The sequence below is a fragment of the Gemmatimonadota bacterium genome (assembly GCA_009838645.1).
In the GTDB taxonomy this organism is placed as follows: Bacteria; JAAXHH01; JAAXHH01; order JAAXHH01; family JAAXHH01; genus JAAXHH01.
The window spans coordinates 152854-179173 of the sequence record VXRC01000024.1 but is presented as its reverse complement, the minus strand read 5'-3'; the positions used below and the strand labels follow the sequence as shown (position 1 = coordinate 179173).

General features: G+C 63.2%; 21 protein-coding genes and 1 pseudogene. 13 read left to right on the top strand and 9 right to left on the bottom strand.

Annotated features, from left to right (window positions below; all coding sequences use genetic code 11):
- Window positions 1-23: 23 nt before the first annotated feature.
- Entirely contained in the window at window positions 24-2312 is a 2289-nt protein-coding gene (locus F4Y38_07245) for a sigma-70 family RNA polymerase sigma factor (protein ID MXY49084.1), read from the top strand.
- Window positions 2313-2466: 154 nt separating this feature from the next.
- Here F4Y38_07245 and F4Y38_07240 read toward each other — a convergent pair whose 3' ends face one another.
- The 7 genes from F4Y38_07240 to F4Y38_07210 all read right to left on the bottom strand — a co-directional run bounded on the left by F4Y38_07240 (window position 2467) and on the right by F4Y38_07210 (window position 12664).
- Entirely contained in the window at window positions 2467-5547 is a 3081-nt protein-coding gene (locus tag F4Y38_07240; protein ID MXY49083.1) for an efflux RND transporter permease subunit, read from the bottom strand.
- Window positions 5544-8834, bottom strand: coding sequence for an efflux RND transporter permease subunit (locus F4Y38_07235; protein MXY49082.1), 3291 nt, complete (start codon window positions 8832-8834; stop codon window positions 5544-5546). The genes F4Y38_07240 and F4Y38_07235 overlap by 4 nt, the downstream gene beginning before the upstream one ends.
- Window positions 8835-8861: 27 nt before the next feature.
- A complete protein-coding gene (locus F4Y38_07230) occupies window positions 8862-9326 on the bottom strand; it encodes a hypothetical protein (protein MXY49081.1) in 465 nt (154 codons plus the stop codon).
- A gap of 42 nt (window positions 9327-9368) precedes the next feature.
- Window positions 9369-10835 (bottom strand): efflux RND transporter periplasmic adaptor subunit, encoded by a 1467-nt coding sequence (locus F4Y38_07225; protein MXY49080.1) that lies wholly within the window; start codon window positions 10833-10835, stop codon window positions 9369-9371.
- Between the two features lie 117 nt (window positions 10836-10952).
- Window positions 10953-11411, bottom strand: a complete 459-nt coding sequence (locus F4Y38_07220) for a periplasmic heavy metal sensor (protein MXY49079.1) — start codon at window positions 11409-11411, stop codon at window positions 10953-10955.
- A complete protein-coding gene (locus tag F4Y38_07215) occupies window positions 11408-11902 on the bottom strand; it encodes a hypothetical protein (GenBank protein MXY49078.1) in 495 nt (164 codons plus the stop codon). The genes F4Y38_07220 and F4Y38_07215 overlap by 4 nt, the downstream gene beginning before the upstream one ends.
- Before the next feature lie 171 nt (window positions 11903-12073).
- Window positions 12074-12664, bottom strand: coding sequence for a sigma-70 family RNA polymerase sigma factor (locus tag F4Y38_07210; GenBank protein ID MXY49077.1), 591 nt, complete (start codon window positions 12662-12664; stop codon window positions 12074-12076).
- A 298-nt stretch (window positions 12665-12962) separates the two neighbouring features.
- Between F4Y38_07210 and F4Y38_07205 the strand changes: the two genes are divergently transcribed.
- A complete protein-coding gene (locus tag F4Y38_07205; protein ID MXY49076.1) occupies window positions 12963-13934 on the top strand; it encodes a phytanoyl-CoA dioxygenase family protein in 972 nt (323 codons plus the stop codon).
- Window positions 13935-14018: 84 nt separating this feature from the next.
- Here F4Y38_07205 and F4Y38_07200 read toward each other — a convergent pair whose 3' ends face one another.
- Window positions 14019-14873: a TIM barrel protein gene (locus F4Y38_07200; protein ID MXY49075.1), complete on the bottom strand. Its 855-nt coding sequence runs from the start codon at window positions 14871-14873 to the stop codon at window positions 14019-14021.
- A 211-nt stretch (window positions 14874-15084) separates the two neighbouring features.
- On the opposite strand from F4Y38_07200, the gene F4Y38_07195 reads away from it, so the two are divergent.
- The 5 genes from F4Y38_07195 (at window position 15085) to F4Y38_07175 (ending at window position 20185) form a co-directional block, all read left to right on the top strand.
- Window positions 15085-15717, top strand: a complete 633-nt coding sequence (locus tag F4Y38_07195) for a class I SAM-dependent methyltransferase (GenBank protein MXY49074.1) — start codon at window positions 15085-15087, stop codon at window positions 15715-15717.
- 78 nt (window positions 15718-15795) lie between these two features.
- A complete protein-coding gene (gene nagB / locus F4Y38_07190) occupies window positions 15796-17646 on the top strand; it encodes a glucosamine-6-phosphate deaminase (protein MXY49073.1) in 1851 nt (616 codons plus the stop codon).
- Window positions 17647-17880: 234 nt separating this feature from the next.
- A complete protein-coding gene (locus F4Y38_07185) occupies window positions 17881-18828 on the top strand; it encodes a 2-dehydropantoate 2-reductase (GenBank protein ID MXY49072.1) in 948 nt (315 codons plus the stop codon).
- A gap of 59 nt (window positions 18829-18887) precedes the next feature.
- Window positions 18888-19886, top strand: a complete 999-nt coding sequence (locus F4Y38_07180) for a homocysteine S-methyltransferase family protein (GenBank protein MXY49071.1) — start codon at window positions 18888-18890, stop codon at window positions 19884-19886.
- A 17-nt stretch (window positions 19887-19903) separates the two neighbouring features.
- Window positions 19904-20185, top strand: a complete 282-nt coding sequence (locus tag F4Y38_07175) for a hypothetical protein (protein ID MXY49070.1) — start codon at window positions 19904-19906, stop codon at window positions 20183-20185.
- 594 nt (window positions 20186-20779) lie between these two features.
- Here the strand turns inward: F4Y38_07175 and F4Y38_07170 are convergent.
- Window positions 20780-20926 (bottom strand): annotated as a pseudogene (locus F4Y38_07170) (response regulator receiver protein).
- A 36-nt stretch (window positions 20927-20962) separates the two neighbouring features.
- On the opposite strand from F4Y38_07170, the gene F4Y38_07165 reads away from it, so the two are divergent.
- The 6 genes from F4Y38_07165 (at window position 20963) to F4Y38_07140 (ending at window position 26315) form a co-directional block, all read left to right on the top strand.
- A complete protein-coding gene (locus F4Y38_07165; protein MXY49069.1) occupies window positions 20963-21982 on the top strand; it encodes an MtaA/CmuA family methyltransferase in 1020 nt (339 codons plus the stop codon).
- Window positions 21983-22124: 142 nt separating this feature from the next.
- Window positions 22125-22772: a cobalamin-binding protein gene (locus F4Y38_07160; protein ID MXY49068.1), complete on the top strand. Its 648-nt coding sequence runs from the start codon at window positions 22125-22127 to the stop codon at window positions 22770-22772.
- 27 nt (window positions 22773-22799) lie between these two features.
- A complete protein-coding gene (locus F4Y38_07155; protein ID MXY49067.1) occupies window positions 22800-24710 on the top strand; it encodes a DUF4445 domain-containing protein in 1911 nt (636 codons plus the stop codon).
- A gap of 165 nt (window positions 24711-24875) precedes the next feature.
- The gene (locus tag F4Y38_07150) at window positions 24876-25100 is read left to right on the top strand and encodes a type II toxin-antitoxin system HicB family antitoxin (GenBank protein ID MXY49066.1); all 225 of its coding nucleotides are present in this window, start codon (window positions 24876-24878) and stop codon (window positions 25098-25100) included.
- Entirely contained in the window at window positions 25100-25339 is a 240-nt protein-coding gene (locus F4Y38_07145; GenBank protein MXY49065.1) for a type II toxin-antitoxin system HicA family toxin, read from the top strand. The genes F4Y38_07150 and F4Y38_07145 overlap by 1 nt, the downstream gene beginning before the upstream one ends.
- A gap of 31 nt (window positions 25340-25370) precedes the next feature.
- Window positions 25371-26315: a GNAT family N-acetyltransferase gene (locus tag F4Y38_07140; GenBank protein ID MXY49064.1), complete on the top strand. Its 945-nt coding sequence runs from the start codon at window positions 25371-25373 to the stop codon at window positions 26313-26315.
- The last annotated feature ends 5 nt before the right edge of the window (window positions 26316-26320 follow it).

Genomic DNA, 26320 nt, shown 5'->3' with positions numbered 1-26320 from the left:
TCGTCGCCGGTGCTTATGGGTGAATGCCTATGAGCGAATCCAATCTCTCTTCACTGGTCGTCCGTGCCCAGACCGGCGACCGCGCGGCCTACGACGACATCGTCCTCCGGTTCCAGGACATGGCGGTGGGCTACGCCTCCGCCCTGCTGGGCGATTTCCACCTGGCCGAAGACGCCGCACAGGAGGCCTTCGTCGGCGCCTGGACCGAACTGCCGCGCCTGCACGAACCGGCTGCGTTTCCAGGATGGTTCAAGCGGATCGTCTTCATGCGCTGCAGCCGTGTATTGCGCAAGCGGCAACCCGTCGCGATCGAGCATGCTGCGGCCATCGAACACGCGGCGGCGGAAACGCTGGTGGCGGCTCAATCGCTGGCGACGGTGGGATCGCTGGTGACGGCCGACCCGGGAGAGGAACTGGAGTCGCGTGATGAGAAAACCCGGGTCATGGCCGCGATAGGCCGGTTGCCCGACGAAGAGCGCATGTCGGTCCTGCTGTTCTACATTTCGACGTATTCGCACCGGGAAGTCGGCTCGTTTTTGGGCCTGTCGGCGTCGACGGTCAACAACCGGCTGCGATCGGCTCGCAAACGGCTACGAAAGGAGATGATGAAAATGGCTGAAAGGGAAATACCTGGACAGGCACCCTCGCGCGACGATCGCTTCGCGCAACGGATCGCAAGTCTGCTCCAGCCCGATGACCTGAAGACCGAACGCTACCAGTATGGGATCGAAGCCGTAGACGGCCACCAGGCCTGGGCGTTGTTTTGCGCCAGCGGAGCAGGCGACCTGGCGCGGGTCAGCGCGATGCTGGACCGCGACCCCATGCTGGTCAATGCCCAGTACTGGTATCAGTTTCCCATCCACATGGCAGTGCGCGAGGGCCATGCCGAGGTGGTCCAACTGCTGTTGCAGGCCGGTGCCGACCCGGGCCAGTCGCGATATACGTACAATTCGTGGGACAAGCTGCTGGACATCTCGCAGGAGCGCGGCTTCAACAGTGTACAGGCGCTGCTCGAGGCGGCGATGCGGGAACGATTCGGGTACGATCCAGCTTTCGAGGAGCTGGCGGACGCGATAAAAAGCCGTGACCATGCGCGTGTGGAGGTGGTGCTGGCCGCCCGGGCCAACTTGATACACGCATCAGACGCATTGGGCAACGGCCCCCTGCACTGGGCGGTGATCACGCGGCAGAACGACCTGGTGAATCTCTTCGTCGCGCGGGGCGCCAACCTGGAAGCCCGCCGCGCCGACGGCCAGACCCCACTGCTGGTCTCACTCAACGGGGACTACTGGTTCCGATCGCGCGATCTGCCGGCGGAGGCCCCGAAAGATACCTGGGTCATCACGCGGCACCTTCTCGCCTGCGGCGCGGAATACGCCCTGAGCGTCGCCTGTGCGGCCGGCGATGAGAACCGGGTCGATGCGGTACTGGCGTCCAACCCGGTCCTGGCCCGCACGCTCGATGCCGGCAGACGCAGTCCGCTTGCCTATGCCGCTGGCAGGGGACACACACAGATCGTCGAAAAACTGCTGGACCTGGGTGCCGACCCCAACCTGCCGGAAGAAAACGCACCGCGCGGCGGGGCACTGTTCGGCGCCTGCTCGGGCAACCACATTGAGACGGCGAAACTGCTGCTCGAACGCGGTGCCGATCCAAACGCCGAGGTGGACTCATCCGGATCTTGTTTGACTACTGTCGAGTACAATCATGGCACAGACGGCCATCGGATGCAGGCCATGTTGCACGAGTATGGCGCCGTGACGCCGCCCTTTGCCATGGTGGACGATTCGGAACTGGAACGGGCCGTGCGCGAGGGAGGAGCCGTCGTTTCGCATCCTCAGTTTCTGCATGAGTTAATGGGACGGAACAATGCCGAACTCATCAACGTCTTTCTGGAAAACACGCCGGACGTCGGCGATCTTTTCCGTCTGACGGACATATGGGGTGGAAACTACCCCTCGGATCCCGATATGATCCGCACCCTGGCCGGCCACGGCCTCGACCTGTGCCGCGCCAACTGGATCGGCCGGACCTTTCTGCACGGCTGTGCCGAAAAGGGCGATGTCGCGGCGGCTCGTGCTTTCCTGGAACTCGGTGCCGACATCGATGCGATCGAGCTCGAATACGGGGGAACACCCCTGGCGGCAGCGGCGCGCAGCGGGAAGACGGAAATGGTGCGTTTCCTGCTGGGCCAGGGCGCCAATCCGACCGTACCGGCCGAGTCGGTCTGGGCCCAACCGCTCTACGGTGCCGAGAAGGAAGGCCACGGGGAGGTGGTGGCTTTGCTGCGGGATCGCATGAACGGTGGCTAGACCGGGACGGCTTGCGGCGAACAGCGCGCTCTATGCTTCTTCCTGAAGAGGTCACAAAAAATGCCCGTCTCCGGAATGATCGTTCCCGGAGACGGGCGTTTTTCATGCTAACCTCGTATCGAGTGCGCTGCCCTTCCGGCCAACCCTACCTTTCCTACGCCCAGGCCCGCTTGACGCTCGACGTGACCCAGTTGCTCAGGTCCTCGAAGATGGTGTAGACCGTCGGCAGCAGGATGAGCGTCAGGATGCCGGAAGTGGTCAGGCCGCCCACCAGGGCCAGGCTGACCGGGCCCCACTGGTTGGCGCCGCGATCTTCCACGGGACCGAAGAACTCGGGGAAGAGGAGTGGGGCCACCATGGGCAGCAGGCCGAAGATGGTCGTCAGCGACGTCATCAGGATCGGCCGCAACCGGTGCCGGCCGCCCAGGAGCAGGGCCTCCGTGCGGGTCATCCCCTCCCGGCGCAAATGGTTCACGTGGTCGATGAGCACAATGGCATTGTTGACCGCCAGTCCGGATAGCACGATGACCCCGAGGTACGAGTTCGTGTTCAGCGTCGTCCCCGACAGGTAGAACACGATGAAGGCGCCCACCAGTCCGCAGAGCACCGACAACAGGATCGTGAAGGGCTGGATGAAGGACTCCGATATGGCCGCCATGATCAGGTAGATCAGGACCACGGACAGCATGATGGCGAAGAGGAACTCGCCCTGGGACTCCCGCATCATGTTGAAATTGCGCCCCATGTTCCACGAATAGCCCGGCGGCAGTTCAATGCTTTCCATCATCTCCGTCACCTGGGTGTTTATGGCACGCGTGCCCGGCCCTGTCGTGTTTCCGCCCACTTCAACTTGTGATTCCCGGTCCTTCCGCTCGATGGCGTCGGGTCCCTTCTGCCTGGAGAAACTGGCCAGGTTCCCCACGGGGATCATGCCGCCTTCGGCCCGCTCGAACGTCATGTTCTGCAGCTTCTGCATGCTGGCGCGGTCCTCTTCCTCGAGGTGCAGCAGGATATCCACCTCGCGGTCGTCGGCCTTGAATTTGCCCCGCGCCCGGCTGCTCAGCGCCGCCTGTACCGTACGGGCAGCCTGCCTCGGCGAGATCCCGTACGTCTGCGCCACGGCCCGGTCGACCTGTACCTGGATCTCTTCGTCGCCCCGCTCCAGGCTGGTATCCACGTCCTTGAGGCCCGGGATGACCTCCATCCGGGTCCGGATATCCTGGGCGATGTTGGAAAGCACCGCCATGTTGTCGCCCTTCAGCTCGACGTCCACACCCGACTGCCCGCCGCCGTAACGCCGCATGCGACCGGGTCTCCACTGTACGCCGGCGATTTCAGGCAGCGCCCTGGTGATCCGGGTCTGAAGCTGCGTGGCCGACTCCTGCCGCTCCTCCGGCGGAGTCAGCACGATGCGGATATTGGCCCGGCGCAGGCTGCCGTAGGACGAAATGGATTCGATGTGGAAGTCCTCCTTGCGGTCCAGCAGGAGCGTCTCCACGTCCGTGAATACGGCCTTGACGTCCTCGATGTTGTAGCTGCCCGGCAGGTCCGCGGCTATCGCGATGTCCCGCGTCGGCGCCATGGGCTGGAACTCCGTCTCGATGTTCTGGTACAGCCAGTAGCTGCCGTAGAGGATCGCGGCGAAGGAAACTACCGTGACGAAACGGTGCTTGAGGTTCCAGGCCAGGACCGTCGTGTACAAGCCCGACAGCCTCGCGAAGAACGCCGAGGGCTTGCCCAACGGCCGGTTGAACAGCCTCGACGATACCAGCGGTATGAGCGTCAGCGCGATGAAGACGGCCGCGACCATGACGATGCAGAAGGTGACGACGAAGTCCTTCATGAAGAGCATGAACCGGCTGCCGCCGCCCAGGAAGACCAGGGGCATGAACACGCAAAGAGTCGTCGCCGTGGCCGCGATGATGGCCATGGTTACCTCGCGGGTACCCACGACAGCCGCGATCCGAGCCGGCAGGTTGCCCTCCTGGCGATGCCGGTAGATGCTCTCGAGCACCACGACGGCCGCGTCCACGAGCATGCCTACCGCCAGCATCAGGCCCATGAGCGAGATCAGGTTGATGGAAACCGTGGACCCGGCGCCCTGGCGCAGCAGGTACATGAAGGTGAAGGTGCAGATGATCGATATGGGGATCGCCAGGCCGATGATCATGGTGCTCCGCACGTTCCGCAAGAAGAGGAACAGCACGATGACGGCCAGCATGCCACCCAGCAGTCCCGTGTTCCGCAGGTCCGAAAGCCGGTCCGATATGCTCTGCGACTGGTCGAAGAAGACCCGCGTTTCAAGGTCCGCGAACTGGGGCTGCGTCACGAGTTCGTCCAGCACGGACTGGGTGCGCTGCGCCACGTCCACGATGTTGGCTGTAGACGTCTTGTACACCCGGATCGTGACCGCGTCGACCCCGTTCAGGCGCTGGAAACTGTTGTCTTCCGGATAGTCGTACTTTACCTCCGCCACGTCGCGGAGCGAAAGGGTCGTGCCCGGTATGGGCAGGTTCGCCACCTCTTCGGCGGCCCGGTACTCGTTCACGGAACGCACCGAGTACTTCTTCCCGCCCTCGGTGACGGTCCCGGCCGTCATGGTGACGTTGTTCTGCGTCAGGGTCTGGCTGAGATTGAACAGATCGAGGTTGTGGGACTGCAGCTTCTCGCTGTCCACGTGCACGAGCAACTGCTTGTCGATCATCCCGCTGATTTCAACGTTCGCCACGCCGTCCACGCGCTGGATGCGCGGCTGGATCACCTTGGTGACGATGTTGTAGAACTCGGCGGGGTCCCCGCTCCATGCGACGCTGAAGTTGTAGATGGGCATATCGTTCGGGTTCCAGCGCCGGATGGTTATGCGTTCGACGTCGTCGGGCAGTTCACCCCGGACCTGGTCGATCCGGTCCCGGACCTCCATGGCCGCCATGTTCATGTCCGTCCCCGTCTCGAACTCGATGCGGACCCGCGCGTTGTCGTCGTTGGAACGGGACTCCATGCTCTTCATGTTGCTCAGTGTGCCGAAGGCGTCCTCCAGCGGCCGCGTGATCAGCCGTTCCACTTCCTCGGGCGACGAGGAAGGATACGGCACGCTGACGTTCAGGGACGGGAAGGACATGTCCGGCAGGAACATCAGCGGCAGCTTGGTATAGGAAATCATGCCCAGGGTGACGACACTGACGATGATCATGATCGTCGTCACCGGTCGGTTTACGGAAAATTCGGCAATGCTCATGCTTCTACCACCTCCTGGGACACCGGTTGCCCGGCGGTTCTTGTAAACAGCCCGTACACTCTTGCCATGGCCGACTCGATCGTCATGTAGATGAGCGGCACCAGGACCAGCGTCACCATCGTTCCGGCGATCAGGCCGCCGATCACGGTGATGGCCATGGGCGCGCGCAACTCGGCGCCTTCACCGACGCCGATGGCCATCGGAAGCAGACCGAGGACCGTGGTCGCCGTCGTCATCATAATGGGCCAGAGGCGCGTCTGCGCCGCCTCGACGATGGCCTCCTGCAGTTCCGTGCCCCTGCGTCGCAGCTGGTTGATATAGTCCACCAGTACGATGGCGTTGTTCACCACGATCCCGGTAAGCATGATCACCCCGATCAGCACGACGACGCTGATCGTCTGGCCCGTGAGCACCAGCGTCGCGACCACGCCGATGATCGAGAAGGGGAAAGTGAACATGATCACGAAGGGATGGAGCAACGATTCGAACTGGGACGCCATGACCAGGTAGACGAGAAAGATCGAGAGCAGAATGGCGAACTGCAGGCTTGCGAAGGCCACCTGCATTTCCTCGTTCTGCCCCTTGATACCCACCACAAAATCGATGGGCAGCATGAAGCCGTCTATAATTCCCTGGATGTCTTCGGCCGCGTCACCGAGCGAACGTTCCGTAAGACCCGCGGACACGATGGCCACCCGCTGCTGGTTGACCCGCCGGATCTCGCTCGGACCCTGGGCGACGCGGACTTCCGCCACGGCCGCCAGCGGCACCGGCACCGTGCCCTCCGGGTTCACCACGAGCCGCCGTATGGCGTCCAGGCTCAGCCGGGTCTCGTCCTCCGCCCACACGCGGATGTCGATCTTCCGGTCGCGGCGGGTGAGCTCCGTGGCCACGTTGCCCTGGACCTTGTTCTGCACGATCTGGGTGACCGTGCCCAGATTGAGTCCCAGGTTGGCGAGCTTCCGGCGGTCGAAGAGGATCTGCACTTCGGGATTCCCGCCCTCCATGCTGGCTTTCACGTCGGTCAGGCCGGGTACCGTGGACATCTCCGCCGCGAGTTCCTCGGAGACTTCCGTGAGACGGGTGAGGTTGTACCCGCTGACTTCCACCTCCACCGGGTTCTTGAAGCTGAAGAGCGCGGGACGGGCGAACTCGGGCGCTTCGATGCCCGGAATGGGCGCGAAGCTGTCCCGCAGGCGGTTCATGACGTCCTCTTCCACCGCGCCGCGTAGGCCTGGTTCCAGCCGGATGTGCAACTGGCCGATGTTCTCCCGCTCCTCGCCCGCGTTTCCGCCGGATTGACCCATGGTTCCCGCCAGCACGTACACCGTGCTTACTTCAGGGTAGTCCCCGGCGATCTCCGACATGCGATTCAACGCGTCCTCGGTTACGGGCAGCGGCGTGCCCACGGGCAGCTTCACGTTGACGAAAAACTCGCCCTGGCTCATCTGGGGGATCAGCTCGATGCCGATCGTGGGGACGACATAAAGGGAGCCCGCCAGCAGGGCGGTCCCGGTAAACAGCGTAAGCACGCGGTTGGCCAGGGCCCAGCGCAGGAAAGGCGGGTAGGCCCGGCGGATGATCGGGAAGATACGGTCGAACAGCCAGCCCGCAGGCCAGAGCACGACGCGCACCAGTCCCCAGACCGAGAAGAGCACCCACCTGACGAGGTAGAATACGCCGGTTACGATGTATCCCAGCCCACGGGAGAATACGGTCCAGACGGTCCCGATCACGGACCGGATCCTGCCCATCGCCGTGGTCGGTTCCTTCGCGGACAGGTCGTCTCCGTCGGCCGCGAGCGCTTCCCGGTCGCGGTGCAGGATCGACGATATGACCGGGATCAGGGTGACGGCCACCAGGGTGGCCACGATGAGCGAAAAGGTAACGGCCAGCGCCAGGTCCCGGAACAACTGCCCGGCGATGCCTTCCACGAAGACGATGGGCACGAACACGCACACCGTGGTCAGCGTTGCGGCTACGACGGCCTGTCCAACCTCGGACGCGCCGAGGCGCACCCGCTCCGCAACGGGCTGGTCGCCCCCTCGCCTCCGGTGCCGGTCGATGCCTTCCAGGACCACGATGGAGTTGTCCACCAGCATCCCGACCCCCAGGGCCAGGCCGCCGAGGGACATGATGTTGAGCGAAACGTCAAAGGCGTAGAGGAAGAAAAAGGTGGTGACCACCGAGATGGGGATGGAAACCCCGATGATGAGACTGCTCGAGCTGCGCAGGAAAAGGTACAGGACCAGGATGGCGAGGATACCGCCGTACATGGCCGTCTTGAGCACCTCGTCCACCGACTGCTGGATGAAGATCGACTGGTCGAAGACGACCTCCAGGTTCACCCCGGAGGTGAGTCCAGCCACGGTCTCCCGCACCGAGTTCAGCCGGTTCTTGACCACCTCGCCCACCTGGATCGTATTGGTCCCGGCTTCCTTGTAGATGGCGATCTCGATGCTCTCCCGGCCGTTGATCCGGGCGGAAAGCTTGCGTTCCTTGTGACTTTTCGTAACGGAGGCGACGTCGGATAGCAGGATGGGCACGGTGTTGACCTGCCCGACGATGATGTCGCCGATCTCGTCCACGGCCTGGAACTCGTTCAGGATGCGCACCAGGTATTCCGTCTCGCCGTCCTTGATGGTGCCGCCCGCGAGATTGACGTTCTCCTGCTCGAGCCGGGTGGCCACCTGGGTGATGGGTATGCCGAGGCTGGCCAGCCGGGACTCGTTCAGTTCCACGTGGATCTCCTCTTCCAGGCCGCCGCTGATCTTGACGGCGGCGACGCCCTCGAGGGCTTCCAGCTCGCGCTTGATCTCCTCTTCCGCCATGATCCGCAGGGCGGTGAGGCTTTCGTTGCCGGACAGCGCGATGCGCAGGATGGGATCGAGGCTCGGGTCGAATCGGAGGAGGATGGGTTTCTCCGCCGCCTGGGGCAGGTTGAGCAGGTCGATCTTCTCCCGCACGTTCAGGCTGGCGAAATCCATGTTGGTGCCCCACTCGAACTCCAGGATGACGTCGGACCGCTCGGGGCGGGAAATGGAGCTGACGCGTACCACGCCGGTCACCACGCCCACCGCCTCTTCGATGGGCTCGGAGATGAGGTTTTCGATCTCGTTCGGCGCGGCGCCGACATACTCGGTGCGCACCGTCAGGGTCGGGTACGTGATGTCCGGGAGCAGATTGATGGGCAACCGCGAGAAGGCGATGGTGCCGAAGAGCAGCATCGCTGTCATCAGCATGATGATCGTCACGGGCCTGCCGATGGAGAAACCGATAATTTTCATGAATCCTTTACCGTGTTACCTTTCGTTTCAATGCTCGTCGCCGATCAGATTGTGAATCATCTCGACCAGCGCCTTTCGCGCGTCATCCATGGTCGGCGCCTCGCGGCGGGCGGAGACGTAGAGGTCTGCATACTGCTGACATATCTGAAGCGACGGCGTGTATGCGCCGGCCGAATCCAGCTCGCCGCGAACGCCGTCCAGCGTCAGTTGAAACATCTCGACCGTCTCGAGGAAACCGTCCTTGAATTCCGCCTTCCGCACTTCATCCCATGCAGTGGCCAGCACCTCGCCTATATCGGCCGGTTCGCAGTTGCACAGTTCGTGCAGTTTCGCATAGGCGGTCCGAAACTGTTTTTCGACCTCTTCCAGCTTGGCCGGATCGGGGCTTTCCAAGGTCAGGGACCGCTGGATCAGTTCCTCGAGTTTCTGATCGTCCTGGGCCGCGGCCGGTAACGCAATCACCAATATGAGTGCAATGATCAAACAACGCATAACTCACCTCCCACGAATGTGAAAGTTGATAGAGCGTACATGTTACTGCTGCCGTCCCCCTCCGCGCTGCGCACGCATCTGGCGCATCTGCTGGATAAGGAACGTACGTTGCCTTTCTTCGTCTTCCGCGAAGCTCGGATCTTCTTCCACCTGCTTGTCATAAGCCGCCTTGATGTCCGGGTTCTGGAACATCCGCTCCTTCATCTGGTCGAGGTCCATGGCCATCATGCGTCCGCCGCCCATCCCGCCTGGCTGTCCGCCGCCTTGGTTCGCGCCGGCCATGCCGGGCCTGCCGGACCCGCCGGTTCCTTCTCCTGCGCTCGCCGGCCGCGCGGAGGGCGCCTGGGACGCTTCACCGGCTGAACCGCCCATGCCCGCCGGTCCACCGCCCATGCCTTCCGCGGCGGGCGGTATCTGTCCCGCGATGCGGACGGGCGCGCCGTTTCGGAGTCCCTCCTGGCCCACGGTGATGATGGAGTCGCCGTCGGACAGACCCGACAGCACCTCCACGTAATCCCCTTCCGCGATGCCGATCTCAAGGAGCCGTTTTTCTGCCGTGCCGTCCTGGAACAGGAAGGCGTAGGATCCCTCGGCCTCGGCTACCAGGGCCTTCTTCTCGACCTGCAGCACGTTATCCTGGATCGCGATCACCAGGTTCACCGTCGTAAACATGCCCGGTCTCAACGTGCCCATCCGGTCCCGGATTTCCACCGTGACCTTGACCGTGCCGCTCTCGGGATCCACGATGGGACTGATCAGAGCGACCCGGCCCGTGTGAGTCTGGTCAGACCCTTCCACGTTGATACGCACCGACTGCCCCGGCCGAACCTGTCCGATGTCCTTCTCGGGCACGTGAATGCGGGCGAGCAGCGGATCGAGATCCGCCGTCCGGAATACCACGTCATTCGCATTCACCAGGTTGCCCACCTCGACCAACCGCTCCGTGACGATGCCGGAGAAAGGGCTGCGGATCGTGGCGTATGCCAGTTGAAGCTTCGCCGACTCGTACTGGGTCGCGGCGGCCTCGTACTGGAACTTGGTCTGTTCGAATTCCTGGCTGCTGAGCAGCTCCTGCTCCAACAGTTCCTGGGACCGCTTGTAGTTCGATTCCAGGCTGTTCATGTTCACTTCCCGCTCCCTGAGCGTCAATTCCAGCGCGTCGGTGTCGAGCTGGGCCAGCGGCTGCCCCTCCGTCACCCGGTCTCCCTCCTCGACCAGGATCGACTTCACGAGCCCCTGCGTGCGCGAGACCACGTCCACGTGCCGCTCCGCCTCGAGGGACGTGTAGGTCAGCAGCGTCGCGGCGATGTTGCCGCGGCCCACGGTCTTCACCTCCACCGGTATGGAAGCGCCGGTACGCGCCATGGCGCCCATCCCGGGCCGGCCGCCGCGCTGATTCTGCGCCGCGTCTTCCGACTCCTCCTCGCCGCCGCCGCAGGCGAGGACGCCTGCGATCGCCAGCACAACGGGCCAGTACGCCAGTTTACTTATCCCAAGCCGCTTGAACATGAACTGCTCCTCCGATGGTAGATCCTTCACAATCCGGTTTCAACGTTTTCCCAGCTGCGCCGCGGGTTTTTTCCGACGCCCTCCAGGCTTTCCCGGGCACACACGCGGCCGGCCCCGCTATCTACGACGGTATCCGCTTCGGAACCGCTCCTTGATCATGGTGAAGAATTCCGTCTGCTGCTCCGGGGTAAGCACTTCCTTGTGCGCCACGATGTAGTCGAAGACGATGGCTTCCCGCTCCGCCTGGAGCGAATCCATCTGCGCCTTGACCCGGTCGATCTCCCCGCGGTCGACGTCCGGCGCCATGAGCAGATCGTACAACTGGTCCCGTTTTTCACGGTAACCATCCCGGTAGGGCGTCAGTTGATCTCCGAGTTCGGTCCGCATCTGCCTGACCTGTTCCACCTGGGCCTCGGTGAGGCCGAGCCGTTCGGTGATGGACATCCTTGCCTCGCGCCGGTCCTCCCGGCTGCGGCGCTCGTCGTCGCCCCAGCGATGGTATGCGCGCGTCGCCAGCGAAGCCAGGTTGATGACCGTCAGCAGGACCACGCCCCATATGATCAGCTTCTTCTTCATCGTCCGGTATCGTCCCCTGTTTCGACCCAGTCCAGCAGCAGGAATTCCTGTTCCACCGGCTCGGATGAGATTTCCTGCAGGTCATTGGCAAAAGAGTAAGCCACTACGCCGGTTTGCACGGGTAACGGTTCGATCCCCGCCATATCTCCGTTGGTGCCGCTGCCGAGATAGGTCCCGATCAGGATGCCCGCGACCAGCGTAACGGCCATCAGCGCCGGACGGGCAAGCCAGGCGATCCGCGTCCCCACTGTTGGGCCGGTTTCGATGATGTCTTCGCCCCGGAGCGCGGCCTCGAAACGCATACGCAGTCGCAGGGTAGGCCCGGTCACGTTCAGCAGGTTATCCGAATTCCAGGCCTGACGAAGCGCGTCGACCCGCTCGCGGTATCGCGGATGGGAACGCAGGTACTCTTCGCACCGGGCCCTTTCATCGGGCGGAAGATCGCCGTCGATATAGAGCATGATCCGGTCTTCGAAGTACCGTTGATTCATGATGTTCGTCCGCCTGTTGATGGTCCTGTGGGTCCGTGGGACGGTGCGGTCGGTTCACTGACTGTCCCTATCTGTTCGCTTAGACAACCCGATCGCCCGATCCATTCGTTTTTTGTGCAACTCGATGCGACTGGACCGGCCCACGTATTGCGGCGGGGCCGCGCGAACGAATCACAGCTCGCCCAGGTGCGGCCGCAGGCGCCTGGCGAGATTGGTCTTGGCCCGGTGCAGCAGGGACTCCACCGCGGAAGGCGTGCAGTCCATGGTTTCGGCTATGGACTTGTAGGACATGCGCTCGAAATGGGAGAGGATCAGGGCCGTGCGCTGCCGTTCGGGGAGCGCGTCGATAGCCTTCCCGACGATGCGCTCCCGGTCCGTCCGCTGAAGTTCGTCCTCGACACCGCCGCTCCGGTCTCCGGTCGATGTCGTCTCGTCGACGCCCTCGTTCCAGAAGTCCAGGGCCAGCCACTGCAGCCGGCGTTTTCGGCGCCGGACGTTGAGGCACTGGTTCACCGCGATACGGTAAAGCCACGTGCCCGGGTCGGCGTCGCCCCGGAACCGGTCGTAAGCCTGCATGGCCCGTACGAAAACGTCCTGGGTGATGTCCTCCGCCTCCTGCGGGTGTCCCATGAGCCGGAAGCAGGTCTGGTAGATGCGTCCGTGCCACGCGTCGAAGAGCCTTTGAAAGACCTCCTGCCGGTCATCCGGCGCATCATCCCGTCCCGGTCCGGATCGATGGTTTTCGGCCACGGGCAACGGCACCTTTCAGTCAATGCGGCGGATCGGGCATGACGCGGGCGCCGCCAACACAAACACCGGTTGCGAACTTAAGGAACCGCTATCGAGAACCGCGAGCCATCTTCCCTTGCGCGCGGTCCGAACGGCCGCTATAATAAGACCGGCCGACTATACTTGCCGACTATACAATATGAATAGTATAACGTCGAACCCGGTTCCACCCAGAATATACCGCTGACGCGCCGAATTCTTGTCTATATGTTGACGCGTCCTGACGCGGACGACCCGCCAGACCCCGGCGAAAGGCGATAGGGAGGTTGTAATGTCACCCATTTCCGACGAACAGATGGCCTTCTTCGAAGACCAGGGATACCTGATGGTGCGGGGCCTGCTGGACCAGGAATCTGTACTCGACCCCGTGATCGAGGAGTACGGAACCGTGCTCGATCAACTGGCGGAAGAGCTCTTCCTGGCCGGTAGAATCGAATCCAGGTACGAAGACCTGCCGTTCGGCGAACGCATCACGAAAGTCTGGGGTGAGAGCGGCATGGTACACCAGCAGTATTTCGATTTCACCCTGCCCCAGGGTAATATCAAGGAAGACACACCGTTCTGGTGCGGTCCCGCGGTGTTCAACGTCCTGACCAACCCCCGGCTGCTCGATGCAGTGGAGTGCTTCATCGGTCCGGAGATCTACTCCAACCCGGTCCAGCACGTGCGCATCAAGCTGCCCGAGCACCTGACGCCGATCAACCCCAACACGGGACGCATTCAACTCGGCATCTCGCCGTGGCACCAGGACAACGGCGTCGTCACGAAAGAGGCCGACGACACCGACATGCTGACGGTCTGGTTCTCGTTGAAAGAGGCGACCGTCGACCAGGGATGCCTGGCCGTCATCCCCGAAAGCCACCGCGACGGGCTGCTTCACCACTGCCCCGATATCTGGGGTCTCGAAATCCCCGAGAAGGTAAAGGACCGGTCCACGGCCGTTCCCCAGCCGACAAAGCCCGGCGACGTCCTGTTCCTGCACAAGCACACCTGCCACTCGTCGCTGCCCAACAAGAGCAACGAGATCCGGTGGAGCTACGACCTGCGCTACAACCCCATCGGCCAGGCGTCGGGACGAGGCGCTTTTCCCGGATTCGTGGCACGCAGTCAGGCCAACCCGGAGCGTATCCTGACTGATCCCGTGGCCTGGAACCAGATGTGGCTGGATGCCAGGGACGCCCTCGCCGGTCTGCCGAACCCGTCCTTCAACCGGTGGAGCAAAGACCACGAGCTCTGCGCGTAGGAGTCGCCCGCGGCCGGTTGCCCATGATGCCGGCAGCGCGCAGCGCACCAACCTGTCCCGAGCCGGGAGGTCACCCGCGGCCGGTTACTCGAACCGCACGCCCGCCTTTTCGGCCGTTTCCACCAGGAACCGCCTCACCGCATCCACCTGTCCGTAATCGGTCAGGTGCTCCACGACGATGCACGTCCATTCCGGCAGGGATGCCGCGCGGCGCAACAGGCGCTCGTAGTCCAGCACGCCCTGCCCGGCGGGCCGTTCCTCGAGGTGCACGATGAGCGGCACGTTCCGGGCCGCCGCATCCTTGGCGTGGACGTTCACGATGTGGCCTCCCAGGCGGTCGAAGGCATCGTCCACGAACGCGCCGGAACCGAAAAGGGACAGGGGATCCAGTATGTTGGCGGGATCGAAGTTGACCCCTACGCCGGGGTGGCCGACTTCCGCGACCATGGCTTCCGCCCGGGCCACCGTGGACAGGATCGTCATCAGCGACATCTCCGGCGCGATGATAACGCCGTGGTCCGCGGCGAAGGGTGCGATCTCCTTCAACGCCGCGACGAGACGCGCCAGCGCTTCTTCGCCGTGGTTCTCCGGGTGGGGATACCAGGCGTTCGCCGGATGCATGCCGCCGGCCTCCGTGAGCAGCACGCGGCAACCGAGGGCCGCGGCCAGGGGCACGCGCTCGCGCAGGACCTCGAGATGAGCCGCGGATTCATCGGGATCCGGACGCACGAGCGGCGTGCCCACGCTCCAGACCTGCCCGATAGAGACGCCTTCATCCTCGAGGATCTCGCGGACTGCGCGGCAGGCGTTCGCATCGACCGGCACGGCCGGTTCCAGGTCCACGCCGATGACGTCGAAACCCAGCTCCCTGACCCAGCTTGCGGTTCCCTTCGTGATTCGCTCGAGCGGCGGGACGAAACTATCCAGGCATAGTCTCATGAGGAATGGGAAACGATGAATAACTCCCGTTATTCAAGTCAGTTACGTGAACGTCCGGGCACGGGTTCGTGAAGGAATTGACACTTTCGCGTGTAATTTGATAATATATGTATATTGAACGCGTGCAATTATAATACAAGCCTGCGCGTACGCGAGATGGTACACGCAAGGCACACAGGCCAGCCATGGCACACACAAGGAAGGCATGCCGATGAGCAGCAGGGACTTCTTCGATCGCGTCGCCCGGGACTGGGACGAAATGCGCGAAGGGTATTATTCTGACGACGTCCGGGTGGGCGCCCTGGCGGCCGCCGCGGTCGAAGCGGGCAAAGTCGCCGCCGACATCGGCGCCGGCACAGGGTTAATCTCACAGGGCCTGATCGAGGAAGGGCTGCGGGTGATTGCCGTCGACCAGTCCGAAGCCATCCTGAACGAAATGAAGACGAAATTCGCCGGGCACCCGGCGATCGACTATCGCGTCGGAAACGCCGAGGACCTGCCCGTTCAAGCTGAAACGGTCGACTACGCCTTCGCCAACATGTGCCTCCATCACGTTGAATCACCGCCGGACGCCATCCGGGAAATGTCAAGAATCCTGAAACCGGGAGGGAAACTGGTGATCACGGACGCGGACGAACACAAGTTCGAGTTTCTGCGCGAAGAGCACCACGACCGCTGGCTGGGATTCAAGCGAACCGATATCAGGACCTGGTTCGAGGCCGCGGGACTGCGGGACGTCCGCGTGGACGACGCCGGCACCTGCTGCGAAGTGCAGTCGACCTGCTGTGACGATTTCGCCCGCATAGGGATCTTCATGGCCTCGGGGCAGAAACCCGCGGCGTAACTGTGGCCGCCCGGCGTAACCGTCGCCGCACGGCGTAACCGTCGCCACACAGTGTCAGACGTTTGACCGGAACGTTATATGCATCCTGCCACCGAACACATTCCCGTCGCCATCTGTCCCGACCACAAGGCGCTCTCCCGGACCGTCGCCAGGGAGATCGTCGATTACGCGCAGGCGCGCGCCGAGGCGGGGAAGATGGCCGTTCTGGGGCTCTGCACGGGTTCCACGCCCATCGACGTATACGGGGAACTGATCGCGCTGCACCACGGCGGCGTCAGTTTCGAGAACATCGTCACCTTCAACCTCGACGAGTACTACCCCATGTCGCGGCAGTCGGCCCAGAGCTATCACCGCTACATGCACGAGTATCTCTTCGACCACGTCGACATACCCTCGGACCAGATCCACATCCCCCTGGGCGACCTGGCCCCGGAGGAAATCGAGGATCACTGCGCCTGGTTCGAGGAACGGATCCGGTCCGTGGGCGGCATCGGCATCCAGCTCCTGGGCATCGGGCGCACCGGCCACATCGGATTCAACGAGCCGGGTTCCCTGCCGAACACCCGCACCCGGCTGATCCGGCTGGACGAGAGCACGCGCAAGGACGCCGCTTCCGATTTCTTCGGCGAGGACAACGTGCCCATCGAGGCGGTGACCATGGGCGTTGGAACCATCCTCGACGCGGAACGCATCATCCTCATGGCCACGGGCGAACACAAGGCGCCCATCATCCGGCAGGCGGTGGAGGGCGAAGTCAGCCCCCTCGTGGCGGCCAGCTACCTCCAGAACCACCCGAACGCGACGGTCTTCATCGATCCGCCCGCGTCCACCGAACTGACCCGGGTAAAGCGTCCCTGGCTGAACAATCACGCGGTGGATTGGACCGACCAGCTCTCGCAACGGGCCGTGCTCTGGCTGTGCGAGCAGGTGGAGAAACCGGTGTTGCACCTGCAGCGAAGGGATTACAACGCCTGCGACCTCTACTCCCTGGTCGATACCGTCCCTTCGGTCGATGAACTCAACCGGAAGACCTTCGAGGCGGTCCGCGCCAAGATCTACGGCCGCGAGGACTTCTTCTCCAACAAGCGGTGCATCTGCTTCTCGCCCCACCCCGACGACGACGTCATCTCCATGGGCGGCACGCTGTACCGTCTGTCCGGCGCCGGGAACGACATCACCATCGCCTACATGACCAGCGGCAATATCGCCGTCTTCGACGAGGACGTGAAACGGCTCATCGATTTCATCGGCCTGACCTTCCGGGACCTGGGATGCACCCACGCGAAGTTCGACGGCATCGTGGACAAGGTGCGGTCTTTCATCGAGACGAAACAGGCCGGCCAGGTGGACATCCCCGAAGTCCAGGTCATCAAGACCAATATCCGCCGTTCCGAAGCCATCGCGGCGGCTTCGACGCTCGACATCCCGCCGGAAAAGACCAGGTTCCTGGACCTGCCCTTCTACAAGACCGGCCAGGTGAAGAAGCTTCCCATCGGCGAAGAAGACGTGGGGATCGTCCTCGATCTGCTCAATGACATCCGCCCCGAAGTCGTCTTCGTCGCCGGAGACCTGTCCGATCCCCACGGCACCCATCGCATGTGCAAGGAGGTCATCGACCAGGCCCTCGCCGTCTACGACAGGACGGATCCGGACGTGTGGCTCTACCGGGGCGCCTGGCAGGAGTGGGAAGTGGACGAGGCGGACGTGTTCATTCCCCTTTCCTACGAAGACCTCCAGCGCAAGATCCAGGCCATCTTCCGGCACGAATCCCAGAAGGACACCGCCATGTTCCCCGGCGCGTACGACGACCGGGAATTCTGGGAGCGGGTGCAGGACCGCAACACCCACACGGCCCGGCGTCTCGACAAGCTCGGTTTCCCCCAGTACTACGCCATGGAAGCCTTCGTCCTCGAGCGCGGCGGGGGTTGACGAACACAGCGGCACGAGCGAGTTGTACTCCGTGCGTCTCACCGGCCGCGGTCTCCCGCCGGATCACTTGAAAAGCAGTTGCTCTCCCGAACTTCATGCCATTATATTGGCCTGCTTGCTTGACGGAGCCGGACCGGAGTCGAAGGCGGCTAACGACCCGGCGCGGCGTCATATGGAAGGCGTCATAAGGAAATTGATTCATCGACCGGGATTCCCGGACCAGCGGAGGCACATGTGCGCATTGCGGTATTCGGTACAGGAGGCGTAGGCGGTTATTACGGCGGACGGCTTGCCGAGGCGGGGGAAGAGGTCGTTTTCATCGCGCGCGGCGAGCACCTGGAAGCCCTCCAGCGGGACGGTCTCCGCGTGGAAAGCACCAAGGGCGACTTTACGCTGCCCTCCATCGAGGCCTTCGGCGATTCCAGGCAGGCCGGCGACGTGGACGTCGTCATGCTCTGCGTCAAGTGCTGGCAGGTGCCCGACGCCCTCGACGGACTCCGGCCCCTGCTCGGCCCGGACACCTGCATCCTGCCCATGGAAAACGGGGTGGAGACCCCGGAGCAACTCGCAAAGGAATTCGGCTGGCGTCACGTACTCGGCGGCGTATGCGGAATCGTCTCGTTCATCGCCGAACCGGGACTCATCCGGCACGTCGCCTACGAACCCTTCGTCAATTTCGGCGAATGGGACAACCAGCCCAGCGAACGGGTGGACCGGCTGCGGCGGGCCTTCGAAGGCACCAGGGGACTCATCGTCGACACGCCGGCGGATATTCAGGCCGCCATGTGGCGCAAGTACATTCTCATCGCCTCGTGGAGCGGGATCGGCGGCGTGACCCGCGCGCCGATCGGTGTCGTCCGCAGCCAGCCCGGAACACGGCGACTCCTCGAGACGGCCATGGAGGAGATCCACCAGGTGGCCACCGCCCTGGGGGTCAACCTCCCCGATGACATCGTGGCCCAGACCCTGGCCATCCTGGACAGCGTGGAATACGGCGGTACCGCCTCCATGCAGCGGGACATCATGGAAGAACGGTTCTCGGAATTGGAGGCCCAGACCGGCGCGCTGGTCCGCATGGGCAGGGAAGCGGACGTGCCCACGCCGGTCAACGAATTCATCTACCATGCGCTTCGGCCGATGGAACTGCGCACCCGCGAGCAGGTGCCCTTCGAGGCGCCCTGAGCCGCGCCGGCAGCCATTCTGTCGCCCGGCGGCCGGACCGGGCTTCCGGAGCATAACGCATGAAATCTTTTCTTGAACGCATCGCCGACGACCGCCCCCTCCTCTACGACGGCGGTTTCGGTACCGAACTCTTCGCCCGCGGCATCGAACTGGCCAACAGCGCGTTGGCCAATGAACTGTACCCCGACATTGTCAGGGACATCCATTTCGACTATATTGAAGCAGGCTCGGAAGCGATCGGGACGAACACGTTCGTGGCGTCTTTTCCCCATCTCGAAATGGCCGGCAAGGACGCCTCGGAATCCGACGGGCTGATCCGCTTGTCCGTGGAACATGCCCGGGCCGCCATCGAACGCAGCGGAAGGGACGTGTACCTCGCCGGTTCCATCGGTCCCCTGCCTGGCGCCATCGAGGCCGACAGCGGCGACACGGAGTTCGGCATCGCGAACAGCATCGCGCGGGACGCTCACGAGCGCGTGGGCACGACGCTCGCGGAGGGCGGCGTGGATTTCTTCTGCGTCGAGACCATGTTCTCCGCCAACGAGGCGGCCCTGGCCGTGGACGTGTTGAGGCAGTTCGATCTGCCCATCGCCGTGAACCAGACGTACAAGTATACGAAGGACCGCGCCACGGGCGAGGTCATCTACAAGACGGACTGGGGCCATTCGGCGGCCGATCTCCTGGAGATCCTTGCGGCCGGCGCGCAGTCCGGCGGACGCGACCTGCTCGGGCACATTCAGGTCGTCGGGTTGAACTGCGGCGCCGAGTCCCGGCGTGACGAGCACACGGGGATGCCCTACGCCATCAACGGCATCGGGCAGTTGAAGCGCGCCATGGATGCCCGGGGGGAGGCGCCGAGACGCATGATGGCCTATCCGAACGCGGGCAGGGCCCGGCTGGACGAGCAGCACCGGACCTACTACGAAAATTCCCCGGAACAGATGGCCGCCCACGTGCCGGAACTCCTCGAGGCCGGCGCCTACTTCATCGGCGGTTGCTGCGGCACGGGTGTCGCCCATATCCGCGCCTTTCGCGAGGCGATGGACCGGGCGGTCTGAGCACGGGATCGGTCGGCATGGCGGTGTACCAAGTACTGTACTGGCGGGACATCCCGGCACAGGTGCGCGTCTACGAAGGGCGCAATGGGGGTCGCCGGCCCCTTTCACGCCAGATGCCCGACTGGTTCCAGCAGGAAATCGACCGGGTGGCCATGCGGGACGGGCTGACCGGCACTGACGCCTACCTGGACGAGTGGCACTGGTCCGAGAAGCAGGACTGGCCCGGTCAGGAAGCAGAGGCCGAAGCGGTGGCCGAAGCCCTTTTGAAGCAGTTGGAAGACGGTTACGACAAGGGATAGGGCCGGCCGCGGCGGCCGGGAATGGAGCAATGATTAGGTGAGAGGGCTGGCTGCAGCAATCGAGAATGTGATCGGCCGCGAACGGCCATGAACGAGGTAGGGATTTGGGACAGACGGTCGACATAGGCAGGCGCATCGAACTGGTTCCGCTGGATACACATTTCGGCGACATTTCGATCGGCCTGTATCGCCAGCAGGACGATACGGGACCGGTCTACCAGGTATTCACCTACAGCCGGCGGGAAGGCGTCGAGGACCGGATCGCCTTCGTGGTGGAGGCCATGGAAGTACTCGGAGGTATGGAGCCGGCCGACGGCGGGCGCCTGCGGTTTCATTGCGGCTATGCACACCATCTGGCGGTAAAGCGAGTGTTCCTCGAAGCCTGCAAACTGGATCCGGCGGGTCCCGTCGAACCTCGGCCGCTGGAGATCCTGGATAAGAAATCGGGCCTGCAGATCCAGGTCCTGAGCGAGGGCGACGGCGTCTACCGGGTCACGGCCCACGGCGAGGGAAAAGACCGTGAGCGCCGCATTTCCTTCATCGCGGGCGGCCTGATGAAGCTAGCCGAGATGGACGAAGTAAGCGGCACCCTGGACCAGGTGGTCTTCCCCTGCGGCCAGGTACACGACGCCCTGGTGGGGCTGTTGCTGGTCCGCGCGCCCAACGTCCGGGCCGTCCTGCGCGAACAGGAGGCCGTCGCGAGCCGGGGCGTCCTGGCCGCGCCGAGCCAGCAGGATGGATAAGGAGGCAGTCATGAGCGACGACATCATCAAGCCGATGAAGGGCCGGGACCGGGTCCTGGCCGCCCTGCGGGGAGAGCCCGTGGACCGCACGCCCGTGTGCAATCCGACGTCAGTCGCCACGGTGGAACTGATGGATCTCGTCGACGCACCTTTTCCGGATGCCAACCGGGACCCGGAGCTCATGGCGCGCCTCGCGGCCACGAGCTACACGGAACTCGGATTCGACACCATCATGCCGGTATTCACCATCATCCAGGAGTCCTCCGCGCTTGGGTGCAAGATCCAGTGGGAGCAGAAGGACAACTGGCCCACGGTCAAGATGCGCGAACCTATCTGGACCGACGTGGACGACATCAAGATCCCTGCGGATTTCCTGACGCACCGGGACACGAAGTGCGTCCTCGACGCCATCACAAAGCTCAAGAAGGAATACGGCGACGAGGTGGCGGTCGTCGGGAAGACCATGGGGCCCTGGTCCCTGGGCTACCACTGCTTCGGCGTGGAACCCTTCCTGCTCATGTCCCTCGACGACCCAGGCCGGACCCATCTCGCCCTGGACCGCATGAAGGAAGCCACGGTGGAGTTCGGCATCGCGCAGATCGAAGCCGGGGCGGACGCCCTGACCCTGCCGGACCACGCCACGGGCGACCTGGTGAGTGGCGAATACTACCGCCGTTTCCTGCGGGACCTGCACATCGAGATGGCCGAACGGATTCCCATCCCGCTGATCATGCATATCTGCGGGCGCACCGTGGACCGCATGGGCTATATCGCGGAGACCGGTTTCGCGGCCTTTCATTTCGATTCGAAAAACAAGCCCCAGGAATCCATGGAGGCGGTCGACGGCAAGATCTCCCTCGTGGGCAACATCAATAATCCCGAGACGCTTTTCGCGCGTGGTCCCGAAGAAGTGGGCCAGGAAGTCTGTCAGAACCTGGAACACGGTATTCACATGGTGGGACCGGAGTGTGCCGTGCCCCTGCAGGCGTCCGTCGAGAACCTGAAGGCGATCCCGCAGGCGGTGAAGGACTGGCACAAGACTCACACGGCATGAAACCGGGAGGACCGGACAGGAGCGCATGGCAGCACTAAACGATATCGCCAACGACTTTCTGAAGGACGAGATAGAAGAGTTCATCGAACGACCCCACGAGCGGACGCGGATCATTGACGCGTTCGCCCGGGCGACGCCCGCCATGCAGGAGATCTCCGCGGCCCTCATCGATGGGGACAACGGGACGGTCGACACGCTGACCCGGGCGGCGCTGGATGGCGGGGTCGAGGCGCTGGAGGTGATGGACGACGGCCTGATCGCCGGCATGAGCGTCGTGGGCATCAAGTTCCGGGAGAACTTCATCTTCGTCCCGGAAGTCCTCGCCTGCGCCCGGGCCATGAAGGCCGGGATGGCCCACATCGAGCCCATCCTCTCCGCCTCAGGTATCGAACCCGTCGGCACCGTCATCATGGGCACGGTCAAGGGCGACCTCCACGACATCGGCAAGAACCTGTGCATCATGATGCTGCGCGGCGCCGGGTTCGTGGTCCACGACCTGGGGGTGGACACCTCCGAGGACGAGTTCATGGACGCGGTGGAGGAGCATGAAGCGCCCCTGCTGGGCATGTCGGCCCTGCTCACCACGACCATGCCCAACATGGGCAAGACCATCGACGCCTTCATCGACAACGACATGCGGGAGGACGTCAAGATCATGGTGGGCGGCGCGTCGGTCACCCAGGAGTTCGCCGACGACATGGGCGCCGACGGCACCGCCGAGGACGCGGTGGGCTGCGTGGAACTGGCCCAGCGCCTCCTCGTAGAGCTCAAGCAGGAACAGGAAGCCTGAGCGCCGGCAACCTCCCTACATTCTCCCATGAAAAAGATCGACAAGGCGGCGTATCAGGAGCGGCTGGACCGCATTACGGCCATCTTCAAGGACATGATGGCCCACGCGACCGAGCAGGCTACCTACCGCTGCCCCTACAAGAACCGTTTCGACGAATGCACGGCCCGGTTCGGGTGCCGCAACCAGCGCAAGCCCCGGGAAGCCGGCGGACTGCTCGTATGCGGCGGCGACGACAAGCTCGACTACCGCAGCGCCTGGGAGACGGAGGAAACGCCTTTGGACATATCCGCGGACCCGACCGACGGATCGTTGACAGGCGGATCGGTGACCGACGGCACGACGACCCGGCCCGCGGTTATCGGCAAGTCCATCTTCGACTACGCCGACGATCTCGCCGTGCAGGTGCCTACGTCCTGCTTCCGCAACGGCATCTGCCACGAATGCATCGTGGAAATCCGGCAGGGGATGGAAGGGCTGGCGCCCCGGACGAAGCCGGAGTCCTTCCTGCGGGAGAACTACCGCCTCGCCTGCCAGGCCCGCGTCATCGACCCGAACATGGACGTCGCCTTCTCACCCCTGCGCCGCACGCCCAAGATCCTGACCTTTACCGAAGAAAAAGACACGGCGCTCGACCCAATGGTCACCCGGCGAGGCGATGACGTCTTCTACGACGGCGAGCAGGTGGACCAGTACCGCGGACACGTCTACGGACTCGCGATCGACCTGGGCACGACCACGGTGGTCATGGAATTCGTGGACCTCGAGACCGGCAAGAGCGTCCACGTCTGCTCCTTCGAGAACCCCCAGCGCTTCGGCGGCAGCGACGTGATGCACCGGATTTCCTACGACGGCGCCTTCGAGGACGAACTCTGGAACGCCATCATCAACGCCGTCAATCACGAGATCATGGATTGGTGCGAGCGCACGGGAACGGCGCGGCAGGAGATCTACGAGATCGTCGTCGCGGGCAATTCCACCATGCGGGACCTCTTCTTCCGGCTCGACGTGCAGAGCATCGGACAGAAACCTTACAAGTCACAAATCGAAAACGAATATCTCGCGGGTAAACGGGAGACCACGGCGCTCACCATCGGCACCCGCCGCCTGGGACTCCGGGCCAACCCGAAGGCACGGGTCTACGGCCTGCCCCTCATCGCCAGCCACGTGGGCGGCGACGTGGCTGGCGATCTGGCGACTGTCGAACTGGCCGCGCAGCCCGGCGTATCCATGCTCGTGGACGTGGGCACCAACACCGAGGTGGTCGTGGCGGGCAACGGGCGCATGATCACGGCTTCGTGCCCCGCCGGACCCGCCTTCGAAGGCGGCGGCATCCAGTACGGCATGCCGGGTTACGAAGGCGCCATCGAATCGCTGAAGTGGGAGGATAGCCGGTTCGCCTGGAGCACCATCGGTGATGCCACGCCCCAGGGCATCTGCGGCTCCGGCCTGATCGACCTCCTCGCCGAACTGCGCCGCCACGAGATGATGAGCCCGAAGGGCGTGTTTTCCGACCGGAAACAGTTCGAAGTGGACGTCGTGGCCGAGTCCGGCATCACCCTGTCCCGGCAGGACGCCAGCAACCTGGCCCAGGCCAAGGCTGCCAATTACTGCGGACAGTACATCGTGCTGCGCAGGTTTGGCGTCGCGCCCGGCGACGTGGACCGCCTCTTCCTGGCCGGGGGTTTCGCCAACTACGTGGACGTGCGCAACGCCATCGACATCGGGTTCCTGGCCCCCGTGCCCGAGGACCGCATCGTCAAGGTCGGCAACGCCGCCGTCCAGGGCGCTCGGGAGATCCTCCTGTCCCGCTCCCGCCGCGCGGAGCTGGAGGCGCTGGTCAAGAACATCGAGCACGTCGAACTCGAGACCACCCCCGACTTCTTCGAGATCTTCGTCGAGGCCTGCCAGTTCAAGCCAATGCCCGGGGTGCTGGTGTAGGGGCCTGTCTGTCGGCTAAGTATCGTATTTTCGTGTCGGAGTGCCAATTGACTAAGTTCCCAATTATGTTTTAATTGCGAGATGTGATGCGATTCCGTCTGTTTGTTTTATAGTGGAGATGATATTCAAAGTAACAAGTCACGTATTAGGAAAAGCGAGATTGCAATGCGTAGATTAAAAATCATCGTTGAAGAACACGTTGACGGTTTCGTTGCGTATCCATTGGGTCTCGCCGGAGTGGTTGTAGGTCAGGGAAATACATATGACGAGGCGCTAAAGGATGTGACCTCCGCCATCGTGTTTCATATCGAAAGCTTCGGGTCGGAAGCATTTGAGGATGACGCTGAGGTCATTAGTGCTTACGTAACAGATACGGAACTCACGGACTGATGGCGGTTTTCCCTGTCGACGCACCTCGCCAACGGGTGACAACTGCACTGAAGAAGCTGGGTTTCAAAATCGTTCGCGAAGGCAATCATATTTCAATGGTCAGAGATAACCCAGATGGAACACGGACTCCATTGACCATGCCAAATCATCGTAAGCTCAAATCCTCTACGTTACGCCGTATCTGCACCCAAGCTCGAATTACCAGACAGGAGTTTCTGGATGCTTATCAGGACGCCTGATCTTCGTTGATATAATCTGTAGTCACTCGACATGTACCGCCTCCGCCCCGCCCTTCCCTCCACCGACGAACCCGGCATCGCTTCCGTCGTCAATACCTTCGAGCAGAATCCCGTATCAGTAGAGACCGTGCACGAGTGGTTGATCCACGATGCGCCGGGCAGAATCAGTTTTCGCCGAGTCGCCGTAAACGGGGAGGACGCCGTGGTGGGCTACGCGGTGTCGGTCCACGAGACCTGGGACCCGGAAGGACAGTTCTACGCCTGGGCAGGGGTCGCGCCGGCGTGGCGCGGACGGGGCATCGGCGCGGCGCTCTATTCGGATATGCTCGAGTTTCTGAAGCACCACAACGCCAGCACGGTTACGAGCGAAGTCCGGGACGACTGCGCCGTTTCGCAGGCCTTCGCAAGGCGGCGGGGATTCGAGAACGACCGACATCTGTTTCAGTCGAGCCTGGACCTGGAACATTTCGACGAATCACCTTATGCGCAGATCATCGCGGACAGTGCGGCTTCGGGTCTGCGGATACACTCGCTTGCAGATTTCGGAGATACGCCGGAGGCGCGCGGGAAACTCTACGAAGTCAATGCGATCACCGACCGGGATGTGCCGGGTTGGACCGGGCCCGGGCTGTCCTTCGAGGAGTTCAACGAGTGGGTCTACGAGGCGGGCTGGTACCGTCCGGACGGCCAGTTACTCGCGGCCGACGGCGATCGTTGGGTTGGGATCTGCGCCGTCCGGCTTTACCCGGAGGTGCGCCAGGCTTTCAACGTGCATACCGGGGTGATCCGGTCGTACCGCAGGCGAAACATAGCCCTCGCGCTGAAACTCGCCGCGATACGCTATGCCCGAAGCCAGGGCGCACGGTCGATCAGTACGCACAACGACTCGACGAACAGTCCCATGCTGGCGCTCAACCGTAAACTGGGGTACGTCCCCGAACCGGGACGGTATACCTTGCGGAAGACGGTGAAGTAACCTGC